This window comes from Streptomyces sp. NPDC001415, from assembly GCF_053597395.1.
This window is the reverse complement of sequence record NZ_JBSFIE010000013.1, coordinates 143145-162679: the sequence shown is the minus strand read 5'-3', so window position 1 is coordinate 162679 and position 19535 is coordinate 143145. Positions and strand designations below refer to the sequence as shown.

Below are 19535 nucleotides of genomic sequence, written 5' to 3'. Positions count from 1 at the left end.
GCAGCTGCGGAACCGATTCCACATATGGGGGTAGATGCACCTCGATGCCCGAAACGCTAGGAGGCGGCCCGGCGTGTCGCGACTCCGGTACGGCAAACGGGTCATGCCGTACTCCGCCCGGCCGAACGAAAGGCCCCGCCGGTCCGGCGGGGCCTTCGGGTGCCGGAGGTGTCAGCGGACTCCCGGGAAAAGGTCCAGGAACGGGCCCGCCGTCGCCGAGATGCCCCGGCCGAAGGGGGCGTCGAAGTCCCAGATCAGGAAGAGCAGGAACGCGATCAGGGCGCTGAAGAGCCCGGCGAGCAGCAGCTCCCGCCAGGTGCGCCTGATCTGCAGCGTGAAGATCAGCCCGACCGTGACGAGCGCCCCGGTGATCAGGCCGAACCAGACGACCCCGGGCATGGTGGCGCCCGCCCCCTGCCCGCGGGCGGTCCTGGCGTTGTCGACGGCGCCCACCTGGTCGAGCAGCGGCTGGTAGGCCTGCGTCTCGTAGTCGTTGGCCGGGTGGTAGTCCGTGACGTCGCGGCGGATCTTCTCCAGCTTCTGGGTGCCCTCGTCGGTGAGCTCGCCGTGGTCGGCCATGTAGCTCCACTCGGTGTGCACCACGTAGGAGGCGTACGCCTCGACGTCGGCCCGGGTCCGGTCGCGCACCTCGGCCGGGTACACCTGGACCCGCCGGTCGATCTCGTGCAGCGCCTGGGCCTCCTGGCGTACGTCCTCCTGGGCGGCCCCGCGGCCCTCCCAGACGCCCGCGATGGCGAGGCCGAGCACGATGGCGTACACCACGCCGATCATCATCGTCATGTATTCGATGACGTCCGGCGTTCCGGAAGGATCGTCGTCGGGGTTGACGCGACGGTTGCTGAACAGGGTGATGGTGAGGACGACCGCGCAGGCGGCGGCCATCGCGATGAGCAGGACGAGCCAGTCGGACAAGGGGACCTCTCAAGTCGGTGGGGCTCAGCGGGAGCCGGAGCGCGAGCGGAGCAGCGCGGCGCCGAGCACGGCGGGCGCGGTGATGAGCAGGGTGAGCGTGACGGGGGAGAGCCGCGGCGCGGGCTTCTTGCGCGGCGGCATCCGGTAGTTGTGCAGGGTGATCCGGTGCGCGGGCGGCGGCCCCGGGTGCGCCGTGGCGCGCGGCGTGGGCGGAACCACGGGCGGCGCCGCGGGGGGCACGGCCGGCGCGGGCGGCTCGACGGGCCGGTGCGCCACCGGCGGCGCGGGCGGCGGCGTGGGCCGGGGTGTCGGCTTCGCCGGTGGTGGGGGCGCCGGAGCGGGCGGCCGCGGGGTGGGCGGCACCCGGGTGGGCGTGGGCGTCGGGCTCGGCCGGGGCGGCCAGGGGCACCGGGCATGGCCGGCGCTCGCCACCGCCCAGGGCGAGCCGCTGCTGCCCTGCGAGACGGAGGCGTACGCACAGGCGTCGGCCTGCGCGGCCGGTGCCGGTACGGCGAGCAGCGCGGTGAAGGCCGTGGCGGCGAGCAGCCGCCCGGCTAGGTGTCGTCGGTGCACAGGGTGATCATCGAGCCGTCGCGCGGCCGCGTCGGCGGGAGGCGAAGCGATTCGCCTGAAGGGGTTGGATCCCGGCGATTTGAGTTCGGCACGTTGACCAGCTGTTCGGGGCCGTTCGGAAAAAATCCTCGGCCCGCGTTGAACGCACCCCCGCCCGCCGCCCGTACTTAGGGCCATCACCCGGCGCATCGGACGCCGCAACAGCCTTACGGACAACGGGAGTTGACATGGTCACCTGGCGCAGCGCATCGCTCGCGGCAGCGGCGGCAGCAGTACTGGCAGTGACCGCGACGGGCTGCGGCCAGGACAAGAGCAGCGGCTACAGCAGCGGCAACGGCCAGCCGGTGGGCAACGCCAGTACGGCCCAGCAGCCCGGCGACAACGCCTACGGGTCGAGCGGCGGCTACGGTCAGGCGGGCGGCGCCGAATCGTCCGCCAAGCAGGCCGGGCAACTGGCCGTCAGCGACAGCAAGGAACTCGGCAAGGTCGTCACCGACAACGCGGGCTTCACGCTCTACCGCTTCGACAAGGACACCGCGAGTCCGCCCAAGTCCAATTGCGAGGGCGACTGCGCGAAGGCATGGCCCGCCGTGCCCGCCGACGGCGTGAAGGCGGCCGCGGGAACCGACCAGTCGGCGCTCGGCTCGGTCACCCGCGCCGACGGCACCAAGCAGCTCACCATCGGCGGCTGGCCGATGTACCGCTACGCCAAGGACACCAACCCCGGGGACACCAACGGGCAGAACGTGGGCGGCACTTGGCACGCGGCCGCGCCCGACGGCAAGAAGGCCGCGGCCGCGGCCCAGGCCCCCGCCGAGGCGATGCCGGGCCTCTCCGTCCGCAAGGACCCCAAGCTCGGCGACGTCATCGTGGACGCGCGCGGTATGACCGTCTACCGGTTCAAGAAGGACTCGGCCTGGCCCATGAAGTCCGCCTGCACCGGGGCCTGTCTGGAGAAGTGGCCGGTGGTGGCGCCGGTCGACAAGACCAACACCAAGGGCATCGCCCTCAAGGGCTTCGTCACCTTCGACCGGCCGGACGGCGTGAAGCAGCAGTCGATCACCTGTTGGCCGGTCTACACGTTCTCCGGCGACACCAAGCCGGGCGACACCAATGGCCAGGGCGTGGGCGGCACGTGGTACGCCGTATCCCCCGAGGGCAAGCTCATCGGCGCACCCAAGTAACCCAGGGCCCAACCCTGTCGGCCCGTCACCGCGTCCCCCGTGCGGCGACGGGCCGACGCGCGTGTCCAACCCCCGATACGATGGCGCACGCTCCCGCTCCCGCCCGTACGATCCGGCGCACATGCCATGGGCGTGTGACCAATAACGGACGAGCAATTTCCGTTTTTACTCGCTCTCCCGGCGGACGATCAGTAGCCTCAGGCGCAAACAATGGTCATGGTCATGGCCGTCCTGCGGCGACTTGTTGGAGACATTGATGGAGCGTCCCGCCTGGGCCCCTCAGGGCATCGACATCTCGGTGCCGAGCGTGTCCCGCATCTACGACTACTACCTGGGCGGTTCGCACAATTTCGAGGTCGACCGGGAAGCGGCCCGCGAGGCCATGCGGTTCATACCGGGACTCCCCAAGATCATGCAGGCGAACCGGGCGTTCATGCGCCGCGCCGTGCGATTCGCGGTCTCCGAGGGCGTCACGCAATTCCTGGACATCGGATCCGGAATCCCGACCTTCGGAAACGTTCACGAAGTCGCCCAGGCGGCAAGCCCCGAGGCCCGTGTCCTGTACGTCGACCACGACTCGGTCGCCGTCGCCCACAGCCGCGCCGTCCTGGAGGGCAACGAGCTGGCCGGGATAGCCGCGGCCGACCTGCGCAAGCCGCAGGACATCCTGAACGCCCCCGAGACCGCCCAACTCCTCGACCTGTCCAAGCCGGTGGCGCTCCTCCTGGTCGCCGTACTGCACTTCGTCGAGGACCAGGACGACCCGTACGCGGCCGTCGCCGAGCTGCGCGACGCGCTCGCCCCCGGCAGCCTCCTCGTCCTCACCCACGCCTCCTACGAAGGCATTCCGCTCAGCGAGGAAGAGGCCGGAGGCACCGTGGGCGTCTACCGCAACATCAAGAACCCGCTGGTCATGCGCTCGCGCGAGGAGATCGCCGGGTTCTTCGACGGATACACCATGGTCGACCCCGGCCTCGTCTCGATGCCGCTGTGGCGGCCGGATAACGACGCCGACCAGGAAGATCCGTACGCCTTCTCGGGCTACGCCGGTGTGGGGCGCACAGCGTGAACAACCCGCCCCAGGCGCAGGTTCCGGACCTGGCGCCGGACAGCCCCGAGGACCGGCTCAGACGGTTCGCGACGATCTGGAGCCGGGCCATCTTCCCGGTGACGGCGACCTCGCTGACCCGGCCCGAGTTCGAGCAGCACCTCGTGCCGCTCGCCCGCCGCCTCATCGACGCCCTGCACGGGCGGCACTTCGACCCGTCGCCCGCCCACGAGATCGGCGCCGCCCTGGTCGCCGTGCACTGCACCGACCCGGACGCGCTGAGCCGCACCCTCGGCGTGGTCGAGTCCTACCTCGTCCTGTACTGCGGCGCGGGCGACGAACTGCCCGCCGAAGAGGCGCGGGCCCGCTGCGCCCGGCTCCAGCACGCGCTCGCGGCGGGCTTCGCGGCGGCCCTGCGCGAACGCACCCGCTCCGAGCAGGAGGCCATCGCCCGCTCCGCGATGTCGGCACGCAGCGCGGCCCTGGACGCCCTGCACGCCACCGAGACCCGGTTCCGCGCGGTCTTCGAAGGCGCCGCGATCGGCATCGGCATCGCCGACCTCGAAGGCCGGGTCCTGGAGGTCAACGAGACCCTCACCCGGATGTTCGGCGGCATAGAGGGCCAGATCCGCAGCCGCAACGTCAGCGAGTGGGTGCACCCCGAGGACGCCCCGCAGGTCTGGAAGCTGTACGAGGAACTCGTGCGGGGCGAACGCGACCACTACCGGGTCGAGAAGCCCTACTACCGCGGCGACGGCACCGTCCTGTGGACCAACCTCACCGTCTCGCTCCTTCGCGACGCGGAGGGCCGGCCGCAGTACCAGCTCGCGCTCATGGAGGACACCACCGAGCGCCGGCTGCTCAACCTGCGGCTGCGCTACGAGGCCACCCACGACGCGCTCACCGGACTGCCCAACCGCACCCTGTTCTTCGAGCGCCTGGAGAAGGCCCTCGCACCGGGCGACGGCAAACGCTTCGGGCTCTGCTACCTCGACCTCGACGGGTTCAAGGCGGTCAACGACAGCCTCGGCCACTCGGCGGGCGACCGGCTCCTGGTGGAGGTCGCCGACCGGCTGCAGAGCTGCGCGACCGGGCCCGGCGAGATGGTGGCACGGCTCGGCGGCGACGAGTTCGTGGCGCTGACCACCGGACCCGACAGCGAGTACGAGGCCGACGAACTCGCCTCGCGGATCCTGCACACCCTCGCCACCCCGATCCGGATCGAGGGTCGCGAGCTGACCGTGCGCGGCTCGATCGGCGTCGTCGAGGGCCCGGCGGGCGAGCGCAGCCCCGCCGAGGTGCTGCGCAGCGCCGACATCACGATGTACCGGGCCAAGTCGGCCGGAGGCAACCGCTTCGAGTTCGCCGACGCCGAGGCCGACGCCCGCGCGATCACCCGGCACGGGCTCACCAACGCGCTGCCCGCGGCCCTGGAACGCGGCGAGTTCTTCATCGAGTACCAGCCCCTGGTCCACCTCGGCGACGGCAGCGTTCACGGCGCCGAGGCCCTGGTCCGCTGGTCGCACCCGCAGCACGGGGTGCTGGGGCCCGACCGGTTCATCCCGCTCGCCGAGCACACCGGGCTCATCGTGCCGCTCGGCCGCTGGGTGATGCAGGAGTCGGTACGCCAGGCCCGGGCCTGGCAGGGGGCGCACCCCGGGGCCACCGACGGCGGCCCGCTGCGCATCAACGTCAACCTGTCGCCGACCCAGCTCTACCACCCGGGCCTGGTCGCCGACACCGTCGAGATGCTGGAGCGCACCGGGCTCGCGCCGGGCGCGCTCTGCCTGGAGGTCACCGAGTCCGCGCTCATCGGCGCCGACGACGACCTCCTCAAGCCGCTGCGCCAGCTCGCCGAGATGGGCGTCGACATAGCCCTCGACGACTTCGGCACGGGCTACTCGAACCTCGCCAACCTGCGCCGCCTCCCGGTGAGCGTGCTCAAGCTGGACCGGTCCTTCACCCAGTCCATGCAGCAGCTGCCGGCCGACCCCGTCGACATCAAGATCGTCGAAGGCATCGTGTCACTCGCGCACAGCCTCTCGCTCGCGGTCACCGTCGAGGGCGTGGAAACGGGCGCCCAGGCCGAACAGCTCAAGGAGCTCGGCTGCGACACGGCCCAGGGCTGGTACTACGCGCGGCCCGGAGCGCCGGACCGGATCCATTCGCTGGCCCTCGTGGACGCGGTGTAAGCGCGGAGACCCGGCCCCCTCGGGGACACCCGGAGGACGGGCGCGGCCGGCCCTTCGACGCGTGCGCAAGCCCCGCCCGACCACCGTGGGAAACGGTGCGCGGGCGGGGCTTGCGGCACCTGAGCGTGCCCGCGTACCGGGGGCGAGAGGCGGCTGACTCCCGTAGCCCATGCGGACCGGCCCCGTCAGTCCGTAAGGTTCCGGATTCTCGGCCCGCGCAGCGCGTCGCTACCTTCCGAAGCGCCTGTCACACGACGGTTTGACGAACCGTTACCGCGCTTCCCAGGAGGTCCCGTTGACCGCGCGCCACCCCACCTCTTCGCGGGGACCGCTCGGCCGAGCCGGGACGGGAGGACGCCGGATGCCGTACGGAATCGCACCACGGCGCGCGCTGCGCCTCCTGCTCACGGCGGTCCTGGCCCTGCTGCCGGTCCTGCTGGTGACGGCCCCTTCCCCGGCCGCCGCCCAGGTCCCGGGCCGGGCCGCCGGCTTCGTCGGCTCCTGTCCGACCACCGGATTCATCTCGCAGTACTACAGCCAGGAACACAACGGCATCGACATCGCCAACGAGCGCGGTACCCCGATCTACGCCGTGGGCGACGGCGAGGTGACCGTCTCCGGGTACGAATCCGGCTACGGCCAGTGGATCCGCGTCCTGCACCCCGACGGGACCATCACCGAGTACGGCCACATGTACCAGCGGGACGTCCAGGTCGGCGACCACGTCGTGGCCGGTCAACGGATCGCCCTCATGGGCGCCGAGGGCCAGGCCACCGGCCCGCACCTGCACCTGCGGGTCTGGGCGGACGCGGCCGCGAGCGTACGCACCGACCCCATCCCGTACCTGGCGGACCGCGGCATCGACATGCCCTGTACGCCCGGCACCGGCCCCCACCCCAAACCGCTGGTGTATCCGGCGGAGTCGGGGCGGGTGGTGTCGGGTCGTTCGGCGGATGGTCGGCTTGAGGTGTTCGTGGCGGGGGCGGACGGTGTTCATCATGCGTGGCAGGTGGGGGTGAACGGTGCCTGGTCGGAGTGGGAGCTCTTGGGTGGGCCGGGTGGTGCGGAGTTGGCGATTTCTCCGAATGCGGACGGTCGGCTCGAAGTGTTCGCGATCAACGGGAGTGTGTTCCAGCACCGGTATCAGCTTGCGCCGTCGGGTGGTTGGTCGGGCTGGGAGGACTTTGGTGGTGGTGGTCGGGACATCGCGGTGGGTGCGAATGGTGATGGGCGTATGGAGGTGTTCGCTTCCGGTCCGGCGGGGGTGTTCCACCGGTATCAGACCGCAGCGAATGGTGGTTGGTCGGGTTGGGAGTCGGCGGGTGGTGGTCCTGCCAACAGTCAGATCGAGATGGAGAAGGCATCTGATGGTCGCCTCGAAGTCTTTGCCATCAACGGTGATGTGTTCCAGCACCAGTACCAGACGGCCGTCAATGGTGGTTGGTCGGTGTGGGAGGACTTCGGCGGTGGCGGTCACGATGTGACGGTGGATCACAATCAGGACGGGCGTCTCGAAGTCTTCGCCTCGGGTCCGAAGGGTGTCTTCCACAAGTACCAGACGAATTCCACCAGTTGGTCCGGGTGGGAGCCCACCGGCGGTCCCGCCGACTCCCAGCTCACCAGCGAGCGCTCGCCCGACGGCCGCGTGGAGGTGTTCGCCCTGACACCCGGCGGTACGGCGATCCTGCACCGCTGGCAGCAGACACCGGGCGGCACCTGGTCCGCGTGGGAGCGCTTCGGCACCGCGGCCGGTGCCGCCCCGCGCGTGGCCCGCGACGGGAGCGGCCGGCTCACCGTCGCAGCGATCGCCCCTTCCGGTGTGGGCCGCCTTCCAGCGGCGCCAGTCGGTGCCGAGCGGCGGATGGGCCGACTGGCAGCCCCTGTTCGGCTGGTCGACCGCCGCTCCGCTGCTCGTCCCCAGTGCCGACGGCCGCTTGGAAGGCTTCACGCTCGCGCCCGGAGGCGAGCGGCTCACCCACCGTTGGCAGCTCTCCCCGGGCGGAGCCTGGGACCCCGGCGAGGACGTCACCGAGTCCGGCGTCACGCTGGTCGGCACCCCGTCGGCAGCGGCCGACTCCACCGGCCGCCTGCACCTCTTCGCGGTCACCGCCGACGGCCGGGTACGCACCCGCGTACAGGAACGGCCCAGCGGCGGCTGGCTCCCCTGGACCGCCTTCGGCACCCGCGCCGTCGCTCCCTGACCCGAGCCGGCCCCGGAGCCGGCCCTCCGCTCGTCCGGCTCGGGAGGCCTCGCACCGTCGGCCTCCCCGTCAGCGGGCGGAGCCCTGGCCCGTCCCGATGCTGAGCAGCACGCGCTGCAACTCCCGTGCCGCGCGCGGCGGGTCCACGTCGCTGCGGTGGGCCAGGGCGATCGTGCGGCGCAGGCCGGGGCGGGCCAGCGGGGTCACCCGCAGGTCCCTGGCCCGCGCCGCCACCATGCTCGGCACGACGGCCACCCCGAGCCCGGCCCGCACGAAACCGAGCACCGCGTCCATCTCGCCGCCCTCCACCGTGAACACGGGCTCGAAGCCCTCCGCTCGGCAGGCGGCCACGGTCAGCTCGCGCAGGTCGTAGCCGTGCCGGAACATCACCAGGGGTGCGTCGCGCAGATCGGCGACGCGCACCGACGAGCCCGAGCCGGGCGGCACTTCGGCGGCCGATGAGACGACCACCAGGTCCTCCTGGAGCAGCTCGATCGTGGTCAGGGCGGGGGAGCCGGCCGGGAGCGGCAGCACGATGAGCGCCAAGTCCAGTGCGCCGCGCGCCAGTTCGCGTACGAGATCGTGCGAGCCGCCCTCCTCGATGAGGAGCTGGATGCCGGGATGGCGGTCGTGGAAGGCGCGCAGCACATCCGGCAGAAGCCCCGTGCACAGACTCGGCGTCGCGCCCAGGCGCACCCGGCCGCGCCGCAGCTGGGCCAGCTCCTGGACCTCGATGCGCGCGGTGTCCGCGTCCGCCAGGATGCGCCGGGCCAGCGGAAGCAGCGCCTCGCCCGCGTCGGTGAGCGCGATGTTGCCGCGGGCGCGGCTGAACAGCTCGGCGCCCAGCTCGTTCTCCAGCGCCTTGATCTGCTGGGAGAGCGAAGGCTGCGAGACGTGGACGCGCTCGGCGGCCCGGGTGAAGTGCCGGGTCTCGGCGACCGCCACGAAGTAGAGGAGTTGCTGGAACTGCATACGGCTACGATAGGTCATCTCTATGGAGATGAGCCAAACCATGTCTTGGACCTCTCAGGTCTTCCGCCTCTAGCGTCGATGGCATGGCTCTGGCAACGCGGACGGACAAACGGCCGTCCATGACGCGCACACTCTGGGACTCGACCGTCGGCAAGAAGACGGTCATGGCCGTGAGCGGTCTCATCATGCTGCTCTACCTGGTCGTCCACATGATGGGCAACCTGAAGATCTTCTTCGGGGCCGGCCAGTTCGACTCGTACGCGCACTGGCTGCGCACCATCGGCGAGCCCTTCCTGCACTACGAATGGGCGCTGTGGATCATTCGCGTCGTCCTCGTCGCCGCCGTCGTCGGGCACGCCGTCTCCGCGTACCAGCTCAGCCGCCGCGACATCAGAGCGCGGCCGAGCGGTTACGTCCACAAGCGGGCCCGCGCCAGTTACGCGACCCGCACGATGCGCTGGGGCGGCATCATCCTCGCCCTGTTCATCGTCTGGCACATCCTGGACCTGACGACCGGCACCGTGCACTCCGGCTTCCGGCCCGGCCACCCCTACCAGAACGTCGTGGACACCTTCTCCACCTGGTACGGGAACGTCATCTACATCGTGGCGACGGGCGCCCTCGCCCTGCACATCCAGCACGGTTTCTGGAGCGCCGCGCAGACCCTCGGGGTGGGCAACGCGACCCGGGACCGGGTGCTCAAGACGCTCGCCAACGTCCTCGCGGTGGTGCTGTTCGCCGGATTCGTCTCCGTACCCGTCGCCGTCATGACCGAAGTGGTGAGCTGACATGACCTCGTACACCAACTACACGCTCGGCGAACCGGTCGCCGACGGCCGCGCGCCTCAGGGGCCGATCGCCGAGCGGTGGGACACCCGCCGCTTCGAGGCCAAGCTCGTCAACCCGGCCAACCGCCGCAAGCACACCGTCATCGTGGTCGGGACGGGGCTCGCGGGCGGCTCGGCCGGTGCCACGCTCGCCGAACAGGGCTACCACGTCGTCCAGTTCTGCTTCCAGGACTCGCCGCGCCGCGCCCACTCCATCGCCGCCCAGGGCGGCATCAACGCCGCGAAGAACTACCGCAACGACGGCGACTCCGTCCACCGGCTCTTCTACGACACCGTCAAGGGCGGCGACTTCCGCGCCCGCGAGTCCAACGTCCACCGGCTCGCCCAGATCTCCGTCGAGATCATCGACCAGTGCGTGGCGCAGGGCGTGCCCTTCGCCCGCGAGTACGGCGGACTGCTCGACACGCGCTCCTTCGGCGGCGTCCAGGTGTCGCGCACGTTCTACGCCCGCGGCCAGACGGGCCAGCAGCTGCTGCTCGGCGCCTACCAGGCGCTTTCTCGTCAAATCGCCGCGGGGAACGTCGAGTTGCACGCCCGCACCGAGATGCTCGACCTGATCGTGGTGGACGGCAAGGCGCGCGGCATCGTGGCCCGCGACCTCGTCACCGGGAAGATCGACACGTACTTCGCGGACGCGGTGGTCCTCGCCAGCGGCGGCTACGGCAACGTCTTCTACCTCTCCACCAACGCCCTGAACTCCAATGCGACCGCGATCTGGCGGGCGCACCGGCGCGGCGCGTACTTCGCGAACCCCTGCTTCACGCAGATCCACCCGACGTGCATCCCACGCACCGGCGAGCACCAGTCCAAGCTCACGCTGATGAGCGAGTCGCTGCGCAACGACGGCCGCATCTGGGTGCCCAAGGCCAAGGGCGACACACGCCCGGCGGCCGAGATCCCCGAGGACGAGCGCGACTACTACCTGGAGCGCATCTACCCCTCCTTCGGCAACCTGGTCCCGCGCGACATCGCCTCGCGCGCCGCCAAGAACGTCTGCGACGAGGGGCGCGGCGTCGGCCCCGGCGGCCAGGGCGTCTACCTCGACTTCGCCGACGCCATCGGGCGGATGGGCCGCGCGGCCGTCGAGGCCAAGTACGGCAACCTCTTCGACATGTACGCGCGGATCACCGCCGAGGACCCGTACGAGACCCCGATGCGGATCTACCCCGCCGTGCACTACACGATGGGCGGCCTGTGGGTCGACTACGACCTCCAGACCACAGTGCCCGGTCTTTTCGCGATCGGCGAGGCCAACTTCTCCGACCACGGCGCCAACCGCCTCGGCGCGTCCGCCCTCATGCAGGGCCTCGCCGACGGCTACTTCGTCCTGCCCTCCACCATCAACGACTACCTCGCGCGCAACCCGCGTCTTGAGTCAATTACCGCTGAACACCCGGCAGTTGCCGACGCGGTGGCCGAGACCGAGGACCGTCTGAACCTGCTCCTCTCCGTCGACGGCGACCGCACCCCCGACTCCTTCCACCGCGAGATCGGCGAACTCATGTGGGAGTACTGCGGGATGGCCCGCACCGAGTCGGGCCTGCGCAAGGCGCTGGAGCGGATCCCGCAGATCCGCGAGGAGTTCTGGCGCCGCATCAAGGTGCCCGGCACCGGCGAGGAGTTCAACCAGTCCCTGGAGAAGGCCAACCGCATAGTCGACTACCTGGAACTCGCCGAGCTCATGTGCCTCGACGCGCTGCACCGCGCCGAGTCCTGCGGCGGCCACTTCCGCGAGGAGTCCCAGACCCCGGACGGCGAGGCCGAACGCCGCGACGAGGAATTCTCGTACGCGGCCGCCTGGGAATTCCGGGGGTCCGGGAGCCGTCCCCCGGGGGACCGCGGCGAGGCCGCCGGCGAGGCCCCCGTCCTGCACAAGGAAGACCTCGTCTTCGAGTACGTCCACCCCACTCAGCGGAGCTACGCATGAAGCTCACCCTGCGCGTCTGGCGCCAGAAGAACGCCAACTCGCCCGGCGCCATGGCAACTTACGACGTCGACGCCATCTCGACGGACATGTCGTTCCTCGAAATGCTCGACACGCTCAACGAGGAGCTCATCCTCAAGGGCGAGGAGCCGGTCGCCTTCGACCACGACTGCCGCGAGGGCATCTGCGGCGCCTGCTCGCTCGTCATCAACGGCGACGCGCACGGCCCCGAGCGGACCACCACGTGCCAGCTCCACATGCGTTCGTTCAGCGACGGCGACACCATCGACGTCGAGCCGTGGCGCGCCTCGGCGTTTCCCGTGGTCAAGGACCTGGTGGTGGACCGCTCGGCCTTCGACCGGATCATCCAGGCGGGCGGCTACATCAGCGTGCCGACCGGCGCCGCCCCCGAGGCGCACGCGACCCCGGTGCCCAAGCCGGACGCCGACTCCGCCTTCGAGCACGCCGAGTGCATCGGCTGCGGTGCGTGCGTTGCCGCCTGCCCCAACGGCTCTGCGATGCTGTTCACCTCGGCGAAGATCAACCACCTGAATGTGCTGCCGCAGGGCGCGCCCGAGCGCGAGACGCGGGTCCTCGACATGGTCGGGCAGATGGACGACGAGGGCTTCGGCGGCTGCACCCTGACGGGGGAGTGCGCGACGGCCTGCCCCAAGGGCATCCCGCTCCCGTCGATCGCGGCCATGAACAAGGAGTGGCTGCGGGCGGCGAGGAAGGCGAAGAAGGTGGGCCGCTGACGCACCCCGCCCGAAAACGCGCCCCTGGTCCTACGAACCGGGGGCGCGTCCCGCGTTCTCAACCACCCCTGAAAATCAGCCCGTTACGGTGATCTGCTGGGCCGGGTCGGTCGTGTCGGTGATGTTGTACGTCGCCGAGAAGGTGGCCGTCTGGTCGCCTGTCGGACACAGGAAGCCGCCGGTCACCGTCGCCGGTACGGGTGCGTCGGCGATGGCCAGCGAGGAGGGCGCGCCGTTCGTCCAGGTGCCGGGGACGGTGGTGGACCCGGTGGGTGACGCGGTGATCGTGCAGGCGGCCAGGCCGCTGGTCTTGAGGACGAAGCCGCCCTTGGGCATGGTCAGTCCGGCCGCGACGGGCGTACCGTTCTGGGCCGAGATGCTCCACGAACCGTTGTCGGCGTTGCTGCTGACGGTGACACTCACCCCGCCGATGCTGGTCGAACACCCGCTGAAACCGGGCGGGTTGATGGGTACGGACACCGCGCCCGCGTCGTTGTGGTTGCCGGGCGCGGCCGGGATCTGGTTGTTGGCGCCCGTGGTGGGGACGGACGCCGAGATCGTACAGGTCATGGTGGTGGACCCGGCCTTGAAGGTGGCCTGACCGGTCAGCTGGGCCGCGAAGGAGTGGCCGGCCGGTGTCACGGTGGTCGGCCCGGCGTCCGACAGGGCGCTCGCGCCCGTCGTGCCGCCGAGTACGAGGGTGGCCGCCGCGGCCGGAGCGAGCAGAGCGAGCGCGCGTGAGGTGCGTATTGCCATGGGGGGACTCCTCGGTCGAACGGATTCGATGAGTGGGGGTGCGAGGAGGAACTCGGGTGACTTGAGAGTAGGGCCGGGGGCGGAGGGGCCGAAAGGCGGCTGCCCGCCAGTAAGTTGACGAAGTATCAGGTTGCCGGCGGCCGCTGCCGTGCTACAGATCGTCAGCAAGGCGCCGACGCCCACCCGGTGCCGCCGCGGCGATGGCACCGGGGCTTGGCCTCTGACGCGAGAGCGGCGGTTCCTGGCTGACCTAGCTGACCGAGAGGTCGTCCCCGTACACCGCTCCCTGTCCGTACCAGCCGTGCAGGTACACGGTGACGGTGCCCGAGGTGCCGGTCGTGAACGGCACCGTCAGCTTGGACCAGCCGCTGGAGCTCGTCCAGGTGCTGCCGGTCGCGCCCCCGCGCACCCCGAGGTAGGCGTAGCTGCCCTGCACCCAACCGCTCAGCGTGTACGTGGTGTTGGGGGTCAGCGTGAGTGTCTGTGCGCACTCGCCGGTCTGCGCGGAGGTGGGCGCGGTCTTCAGGGCGTACGAGCCGCCGTGCACCGGGCTCGACACCACACCGGCACCGCTGTCGCAGGTCCACGGCGCGAGCGAGCCGCTCTCGAAGCCGCCGTTGACGAGCGCGCCGGGGTTGCCGCCGGAGCCTGACACGGTGAGCGTGAAGGTCGTCGAGTGGGCGAGCGTGCCGGCCGTGCCCGTGACGGTGATGGGGTACGTTCCGGGCGCGGCCGCGGCGGACGCGCTGACCGTGAGCCGGGCCGAGGCCCCCGCGGTGACCGAGGCCGGGCTGAGCGTCGCCGTCACTCCGGCCGGGGCGCCGGTGGCGGTCAGCGCGAGGGACTTGGCGCTGCCGGACGTCACCGCCGTACTCACCGTGGCGGTGGTGGAGCCGCCGGGCGCGACGGAGGCGGAGCCCGGCGCGACGGCCACCGAGAAGTCGTCCCGGACGGGCCCGCCGCCCCCGGTGAACGGCTCGAAGGTGTGGCTGAAGTACCACGGGTCCTGGGCGATGCCGGAGCAGGTGTCCTGGCCGCCGGTTCCGGGGCAGCCGCCGTTGTCGCGCTGGAGGGCCCAGAACGAGAGGGTGTTGATGCCCTTGGAGGTGGCCCAGTTGTAGACGGCGGTGGCATCGGCGGTGGTGAACGTCTCGGCCGGGCCGTAGTCGTCGATGCCGGGCATCTCGGTGACGCCGACCATGCCCCACAACTGGGCGGCCGACTTGCCGGGGTACAGGGAGGCCAACTGGTTGTAGAGGCCGGTGGCGGCGGTCTGGGTGTCGTTCGCCATGTTGTGCGTGGCGCCGTCGTAGTAGTCGAAGGTCATGATGTTCACGACGTCGACCTTCGCGCCGTACTTCACCGCGCTGTTCAGCACCGCGAGCCCGCTGTCGGCGAGCCCGCCCGTGGTGGTGGGCAGGGTGTACGAGATCTGCACGGAGCGCCCGTTGGCAGCCGCCCAGTCCTGCACCTTCCTGATCGCCTGGTTGCGGCGGTCGATGCCCGCCCTGTTGGTCAGCGAGTTGTCCTCGATGTCCATGTCGAGCCGGGAGAGGTCGTAGGTCGTGACGACCTTCTCGTACGCGGCCGCGATCGAGTCCACGTCGGTGCAGCTGTCGGCGATCTCGGTGCCGCCGTTGTCGGCCGCGTACCCGCCGAAGGACGGGATGACGTCGCCGCCGCGTGAGCGGATGGTGGAGATGTCGGCGCCGAACACGGAGGGCGAGATCGGCCGGCTGGTCGAGCCGTTCCAGTACGGGGTGCAGGAGCCCTTCGCGTCGGCCTGCACGAACGCCATCGTGAGGTACTTGGCGCCCGACTTCTGCGCCAGATCGGCGGGGCTGTCGGAGGAGTACGCCTCGAAGTACGGCGCGAAGACGTGGGCGGGGAGCGGAGTGGCGGCGTGCGCGGCGCCGCCGGCCCCGATGACGATGCCGGCGGACGCGGCGACGGTGCTGAGCGTGGCGAGCAGGGCGCGGACGGATCTCGGACGTCTCATCGGGGCTCTCCGACGGGGGTGAGAGAAGGGTGCGGACGCCCCATGATTGGTCTGGACCAACAGTCGGTCAAGGGTCTAGGCCAATTCATTCCCCGCTGTTTGCCTCGACGCTCAACTGGTCTGCGGCGACGGCGAGTTCACGGTGCCCGGGGTGGGTCAGTTCTCGGCCAGGGCCTTCGCCAGATACGGCGCCGTGCGGCCCGAACCCGAGCCGGCGACCTCGGCCGGCGGGCCCGCGGCCACGATGCGGCCGCCCTCGTCGCCGCCGCCCGGGCCGAGGTCGAGCATCCAGTCCGCGCCCGCGACGACGCTCATGTCGTGCTCGACGACCACCACCGAATGGCCCGCGTCGACCAGGCCGTGCAACTGGCGCAGCAGGATCTCCACGTCAGCCGGGTGCAGTCCCGTCGTCGGCTCGTCGAGGACGTACAGCGTGTGCTCGCGGCGCACCCGTTGCAACTCCGAGGCCAGCTTGATGCGTTGGGCCTCGCCGCCCGACAGTTCGGTGGCGGGCTGGCCGAGCCGCAGATAGCCGAGGCCGACGTCGAGCAGCGCGTCCAGACTGCGGGTGGCCGACGGGGTGTCCGCGAAGACCTCGGCCGCCGCCTCCACGGTGAGGTCGAGGACCTCGGCGATGTTGCGCCCCCGGTGGGTGACTTCGAGGGTCTCGGGGTTGTAGCGCGCGCCGTGACAGTCCGGGCAGGGCGCGTATGTGCTCGGCAGGAAGAGCAGCTCCACCGACACGAAGCCCTCGCCCTGGCAGGTCTCGCAGCGGCCGCCCGCCACATTGAAGGAGAACCGGCCCGCCTTGTAGCCGCGCGCCTTCGCCTCGTCGGTGGCGGTGAAGAGCTTCCGTACGACGTCGAAGAGCCCGGTGTACGTCGCCAGATTGGAACGCGGGGTGCGGCCGATCGGTTTCTGATCCACCCTCACAAGCCGTCCTACGCCCGGGAGTTGCTCGCTCAGCGCATCGACCAGGGTGGACTTGCCGGAACCGGAGACGCCGGTCACCGCCGTGAACACGCCGAGCGGGAACGCCGCGTCCACGCCGCGCAGATTGTGCCGGGTCACGCCGGTCAGCTCCAGCCAGCCGCGCGGCTCGCGGACCGCGCGGCGCGGCGCGGGGGAGTGGTCGAAGAGGAACCGGCGCGTCGCCGACTCCTCGACGCGGGCGAGCTCCGCCAACGGGCCGCTGTGCAGCACCCGGCCGCCGTGCTCACCGGCCAGCGGACCCACGTCGACCAGCCAGTCCGCGTGCCGCACCACATCCAGATGGTGCTCCACGACGAACACCGAATTGCCCGCCGCCTTCAACCGGTCGAGGACCGTGAGCAGCGCCTCGGTGTCGGCCGGGTGCAGCCCCGCCGAGGGCTCGTCCAGGACGTACACGACGCCGAAGAGCCCGGAGCGCAGCTGGGTGGCGAGCCGCAGGCGCTGGAGCTCGCCCGCCGAGAGGGTGGGCGCGGTCCGGTCCAGGCTCAGATAGCCGAGGCCCAGTTCCCGCACGGGGCCGATGCGGGAGAGCAGGTCGGTGGTGAGCGCCGTTGCCGTCGGGCCGCCGTCCGCCTCGGCGAGCAACGAGGCCAGCGCCGTGAGCGGAAGGGCGACGAGCTCGGCGATCGTGCGGCCCGCGAAGGTGACGGCGAGCGCCTCGGGACGCAGTCGGCTGCCGTCGCACACCGGGCAGTCGGCCGCGGTCAGGAACCGCTCGGCCTTCGCCCGCAGGGTCTGGCTCTTGCTCTCCGCGAACGTCTTCATCACATAGCGCCGGGCGCTGAAGTACGTTCCCTGATAAGGGCGTTGGATGCGGCCCGCCTCGCGCACCGGGTGCACCGTGACCACCGGCTGCTCGTCGGTGAACAGGATCCAGTCCCGGTCCTTCTGATCGAGCTCGCGCCACGGGCGGTCCACGTCGTAGCCCAGCGTGTCGAGTACGTCGCGGAGGTTCTTGCCCTGCCAGGCACCCGGCCAGGCGGCGATCGCACCCTCGCGGACGGACAGCGAGGGGTCGGGAACGAGCAGTTCCTCGCTGGTGCGGTGGATGCGGCCGAGGCCCTGGCACTCGGGGCAGGCGCCGGCGGCCGTGTTGGGCGAGAAGGCGTCCGAGTCGAGGCGCTCGGCGCCCGCCGGATAGTCGCCGGCCCGCGAGAACAGCATCCGCAGCGAGTTGGAGAGCGTGGTCACCGTGCCGACCGACGAACGCGACGAGGGTGCCGAGCGGCGCTGCTCCAGGGAGACGGCGGGCGGAAGCCCCGAGATCTCGCCGACCTTCGGCGCACCCACCTGATGGATCAGCCGGCGCGCGTACGGCGCGACCGACTCGAAGTAGCGGCGCTGCGCCTCGGCATAGATCGTGCCGAACGCGAGCGAGGACTTCCCCGACCCGGAGACACCGGTGAACACGGCGATGCAGTCACGCGGAATGTCGACGTCCACCCCGCGCAGATTGTGCTCGCGGGCGCCGCGGACACGGACGTACGGGTCAGAGGGGGTTTGCATACCGGAATTCTACGGTTCGGGTGACGGCGTGCGATCTTCGGCCGGGAGTCCGCGGTCAGGCGTCCCGACGGGCGGCCAGGTCCGCGATCCGGGCCAGGCGCCGGTAGGAGCCGAGCAGCGCCTCGCGGTCGTACGTGCTGGTCGTGACGAGGAACTCGTCCGCGCCGCTGTGCTCGATCAGCTTCTCCAGGGCTTCGGCCACCTCCTCCTCGGTCCCGTACACCTGCCTGCGCAGCGCGTCCGCGAACAGGGTCCGCTCGCCGTCGGTCATGTCCCGCGCGAGGATGTCCTCGGCCGGGGACAGCGCCGGGAACTCGCCGCGGGTACGGGAGTACGCCGTCGACCAGGCCTCCGGGACCAGGATCCGGTGGGCGGCCTCCGTGGTGTCCGCGACGGCGACCGTGCCCGACACCACGACGTACGGACGCTCGGCGTGCGCGGAGGGACGGAAGGCTTCGCGGTAGGCGTCGATGGCCCGCAGCATCGCGTCCTCACCACGCACGTTCGCGATGACCAGCGGGAGCCCGGCCTCGGCGGCGACGAGGGCGCCCTGCCCGGTGGCAAGGACGAACGCGGGGACGGCGAGGCCCTCGGCGGGGCGGGCGTGGACCTGGGGGTGCGCGGTCTGGGTCCCGTCGAAATAGCCGAGCAGTTCGGCCAGCTGCGCGCCGAAGTCGTCGGCGTCCTTCTTGTCGCGGCCCAGCGCCCTGCGGATCCCGTCCGTGAAGCCCACCGAACGGCCGAGCCCCATGTCGATCCGCCCCGGGAAGAGCGACTCCAGAACCCCGAACTCCTCGGCCACGACCAGGGGTTGATGATTCGGCAGCATCACACCGCCGGTGCCGACCCGGATCGCGGAGGTGGCCGACGCCACGGCCGCCACCAGGACGGTGGGCGCGGAGCCCGCGACGCCGGGCACCGAATGGTGCTCGGAGACCCAGAAGCGGTGGTATCCGAGCCGCTCGGCCTCGCGGGCCAGGGCCACGGTGTCCCGCAGGGCCTGCGGTCCGTCGTGCCCCGCGCGGATGCGCGAGCGGTCGAGCACGGAGAAACGGGTCGTCGCGATCACTGAGGTCACACAGGGTTCAACGTCTGGGACGCGCCATGATTCCCCGCCCCGCCGACCGCTGTTCGGATGGCCGGTTCTAGCCTGGGGGCGTGATCGACAACACCCGGCCCCTGGCCGTCTTCGACCTGGACGGCACGCTCGCGGACAGCTCCCACCGCCAGCGCTTCCTCGACCGGAGGCCCCGCGACTGGGACGCGTTCTTCGCGGCGGCGCCCGCCGACCCCCCGCTGGCCGAGGGCGTCGCGCTGTGCCGGGAAGCCGCCGGGGAGTGCGAGGTGGTCTATCTCACCGGGCGGCCCGAACGCTGCCGCGAGGACACCCTGGCCTGGCTCGCCGAGCAGGCGCTTCCGGCCGGCGCCCTGCACATGCGGCGCAACGACGACCGGCGCCCGGCCCGCGTCACCAAGCTGCAGATCCTGCGCGGGCTCGGCCGGAGCCGCGAGATCCGCATGCTGGTCGACGACGACGAGCTGGTGTGCGACGCCGCCGAGCAGGCCGGCTTCCGCGTCGTACGGGCCCGGTGGACCGCCGCCAGCGAGGCGCTGAAGGACGCCCAGGAGCGCGAAGGGCGCACCTGAGGGA

The 19535-nt window shown here is 71.2% G+C and carries 15 protein-coding genes and 1 pseudogene; 9 read left to right on the top strand and 7 right to left on the bottom strand.

Annotation, left to right across the window (positions count from 1 at the left end):
* Positions 1 to 171: 171 nt before the first annotated feature.
* Together ACWC2B_RS19850 and ACWC2B_RS19845 are read right to left on the bottom strand one after the other, a co-directional pair.
* The gene (locus ACWC2B_RS19850) at positions 172 to 933 is read right to left on the bottom strand and encodes a bestrophin-like domain (protein ID WP_450718231.1); all 762 of its coding nucleotides are present in this window, start codon (positions 931 to 933) and stop codon (positions 172 to 174) included.
* A gap of 24 nt (positions 934 to 957) precedes the next feature.
* Positions 958 to 1506, bottom strand: a complete 549-nt coding sequence (locus tag ACWC2B_RS19845; protein WP_450718229.1) for a hypothetical protein — start codon at positions 1504 to 1506, stop codon at positions 958 to 960.
* A gap of 227 nt (positions 1507 to 1733) precedes the next feature.
* Between ACWC2B_RS19845 and ACWC2B_RS19840 the strand changes: the two genes are divergently transcribed.
* The 5 genes and pseudogenes from ACWC2B_RS19840 (at position 1734) to ACWC2B_RS19820 (ending at position 8131) form a co-directional block, all read left to right on the top strand.
* Positions 1734 to 2690 carry an SCO0930 family lipoprotein gene (locus tag ACWC2B_RS19840; protein WP_450718227.1) on the top strand — a complete coding sequence of 319 codons (957 nt, stop codon included), beginning with the start codon at positions 1734 to 1736 and terminating at the stop codon, positions 2688 to 2690.
* 256 nt (positions 2691 to 2946) lie between these two features.
* Positions 2947 to 3759, top strand: coding sequence for an SAM-dependent methyltransferase (locus tag ACWC2B_RS19835; protein WP_450718225.1), 813 nt, complete (start codon positions 2947 to 2949; stop codon positions 3757 to 3759).
* Positions 3756 to 5930 carry a putative bifunctional diguanylate cyclase/phosphodiesterase gene (locus ACWC2B_RS19830; protein WP_450718223.1) on the top strand — a complete coding sequence of 725 codons (2175 nt, stop codon included), beginning with the start codon at positions 3756 to 3758 and terminating at the stop codon, positions 5928 to 5930. The genes ACWC2B_RS19835 and ACWC2B_RS19830 overlap by 4 nt, the downstream gene beginning before the upstream one ends.
* 361 nt (positions 5931 to 6291) lie before the next feature.
* A pseudogene (locus tag ACWC2B_RS19825) lies at positions 6292 to 7674 on the top strand (peptidoglycan DD-metalloendopeptidase family protein); the annotation flags it as partial.
* A 73-nt stretch (positions 7675 to 7747) separates the two neighbouring features.
* Complete coding sequence (locus ACWC2B_RS19820; RefSeq protein ID WP_450718300.1) at positions 7748 to 8131, top strand: hypothetical protein; 384 nt, start codon at positions 7748 to 7750, stop codon at positions 8129 to 8131.
* A gap of 69 nt (positions 8132 to 8200) precedes the next feature.
* On the opposite strand, the gene ACWC2B_RS19815 is transcribed toward ACWC2B_RS19820, so the two are convergent.
* Positions 8201 to 9103, bottom strand: a complete 903-nt coding sequence (locus ACWC2B_RS19815; protein WP_450718221.1) for a LysR family transcriptional regulator — start codon at positions 9101 to 9103, stop codon at positions 8201 to 8203.
* A gap of 83 nt (positions 9104 to 9186) precedes the next feature.
* Here ACWC2B_RS19815 and ACWC2B_RS19810 point away from each other — a divergent pair, with 83 nt between their 5' ends.
* From ACWC2B_RS19810 to ACWC2B_RS19800, 3 genes are read left to right on the top strand one after another with little or no spacing between them, the layout of a single operon-like run.
* Complete coding sequence (locus ACWC2B_RS19810; protein WP_450718220.1) at positions 9187 to 9891, top strand: succinate dehydrogenase; 705 nt, start codon at positions 9187 to 9189, stop codon at positions 9889 to 9891.
* 1 nt (position 9892) lies between these two features.
* Entirely contained in the window at positions 9893 to 11878 is a 1986-nt protein-coding gene (locus ACWC2B_RS19805; RefSeq protein WP_450718219.1) for a fumarate reductase/succinate dehydrogenase flavoprotein subunit, read from the top strand.
* A complete protein-coding gene (locus tag ACWC2B_RS19800) occupies positions 11875 to 12630 on the top strand; it encodes a succinate dehydrogenase/fumarate reductase iron-sulfur subunit (protein WP_450718218.1) in 756 nt (251 codons plus the stop codon). Before ACWC2B_RS19805 ends, ACWC2B_RS19800 begins: the two co-directional genes overlap by 4 nt.
* A 75-nt stretch (positions 12631 to 12705) precedes the next feature.
* Here ACWC2B_RS19800 and ACWC2B_RS19795 read toward each other — a convergent pair whose 3' ends face one another.
* The 4 genes from ACWC2B_RS19795 to ACWC2B_RS19780 all read right to left on the bottom strand — a co-directional run bounded on the left by ACWC2B_RS19795 (position 12706) and on the right by ACWC2B_RS19780 (position 18962).
* Positions 12706 to 13386 (bottom strand): hypothetical protein, encoded by a 681-nt coding sequence (locus tag ACWC2B_RS19795; protein WP_450718217.1) that lies wholly within the window; start codon positions 13384 to 13386, stop codon positions 12706 to 12708.
* 250 nt (positions 13387 to 13636) lie between these two features.
* Positions 13637 to 15385, bottom strand: coding sequence for a carbohydrate binding domain-containing protein (locus ACWC2B_RS19790; protein WP_450718216.1), 1749 nt, complete (start codon positions 15383 to 15385; stop codon positions 13637 to 13639).
* A gap of 156 nt (positions 15386 to 15541) precedes the next feature.
* Positions 15542 to 17884, bottom strand: coding sequence for an ATP-binding cassette domain-containing protein (locus ACWC2B_RS19785; RefSeq protein ID WP_450718215.1), 2343 nt, complete (start codon positions 17882 to 17884; stop codon positions 15542 to 15544).
* 55 nt (positions 17885 to 17939) lie between these two features.
* Positions 17940 to 18962 carry an LLM class flavin-dependent oxidoreductase gene (locus ACWC2B_RS19780; RefSeq protein WP_450718214.1) on the bottom strand — a complete coding sequence of 341 codons (1023 nt, stop codon included), beginning with the start codon at positions 18960 to 18962 and terminating at the stop codon, positions 17940 to 17942.
* A gap of 80 nt (positions 18963 to 19042) precedes the next feature.
* Between ACWC2B_RS19780 and ACWC2B_RS19775 the strand changes: the two genes are divergently transcribed.
* A complete protein-coding gene (locus ACWC2B_RS19775) occupies positions 19043 to 19531 on the top strand; it encodes a phosphatase domain-containing protein (RefSeq protein ID WP_450718213.1) in 489 nt (162 codons plus the stop codon).
* The last annotated feature ends 4 nt before the right edge of the window (positions 19532 to 19535 follow it).

Coding starts and splice junctions, on each gene's coding strand:
- ACWC2B_RS19840 (WP_450718227.1), top strand. CDS start 1,734: ATGGTCACCTGGCGCAGCGCATCGCTCGCGGCAGCGGCGGCAGCAGTA.
- ACWC2B_RS19835 (WP_450718225.1), top strand. CDS start 2,947: ATGGAGCGTCCCGCCTGGGCCCCTCAGGGCATCGACATCTCGGTGCCG.
- ACWC2B_RS19815 (WP_450718221.1), bottom strand. CDS start 9,103: ATGCAGTTCCAGCAACTCCTCTACTTCGTGGCGGTCGCCGAGACCCGG.
- ACWC2B_RS19810 (WP_450718220.1), top strand. CDS start 9,187: ATGGCTCTGGCAACGCGGACGGACAAACGGCCGTCCATGACGCGCACA.
- ACWC2B_RS19805 (WP_450718219.1), top strand. CDS start 9,893: ATGACCTCGTACACCAACTACACGCTCGGCGAACCGGTCGCCGACGGC.
- ACWC2B_RS19800 (WP_450718218.1), top strand. CDS start 11,875: ATGAAGCTCACCCTGCGCGTCTGGCGCCAGAAGAACGCCAACTCGCCC.
- ACWC2B_RS19795 (WP_450718217.1), bottom strand. CDS start 13,386: ATGGCAATACGCACCTCACGCGCGCTCGCTCTGCTCGCTCCGGCCGCG.
- ACWC2B_RS19790 (WP_450718216.1), bottom strand. CDS start 15,385: ATGAGACGTCCGAGATCCGTCCGCGCCCTGCTCGCCACGCTCAGCACC.
- ACWC2B_RS19785 (WP_450718215.1), bottom strand. CDS start 17,884: ATGCAAACCCCCTCTGACCCGTACGTCCGTGTCCGCGGCGCCCGCGAG.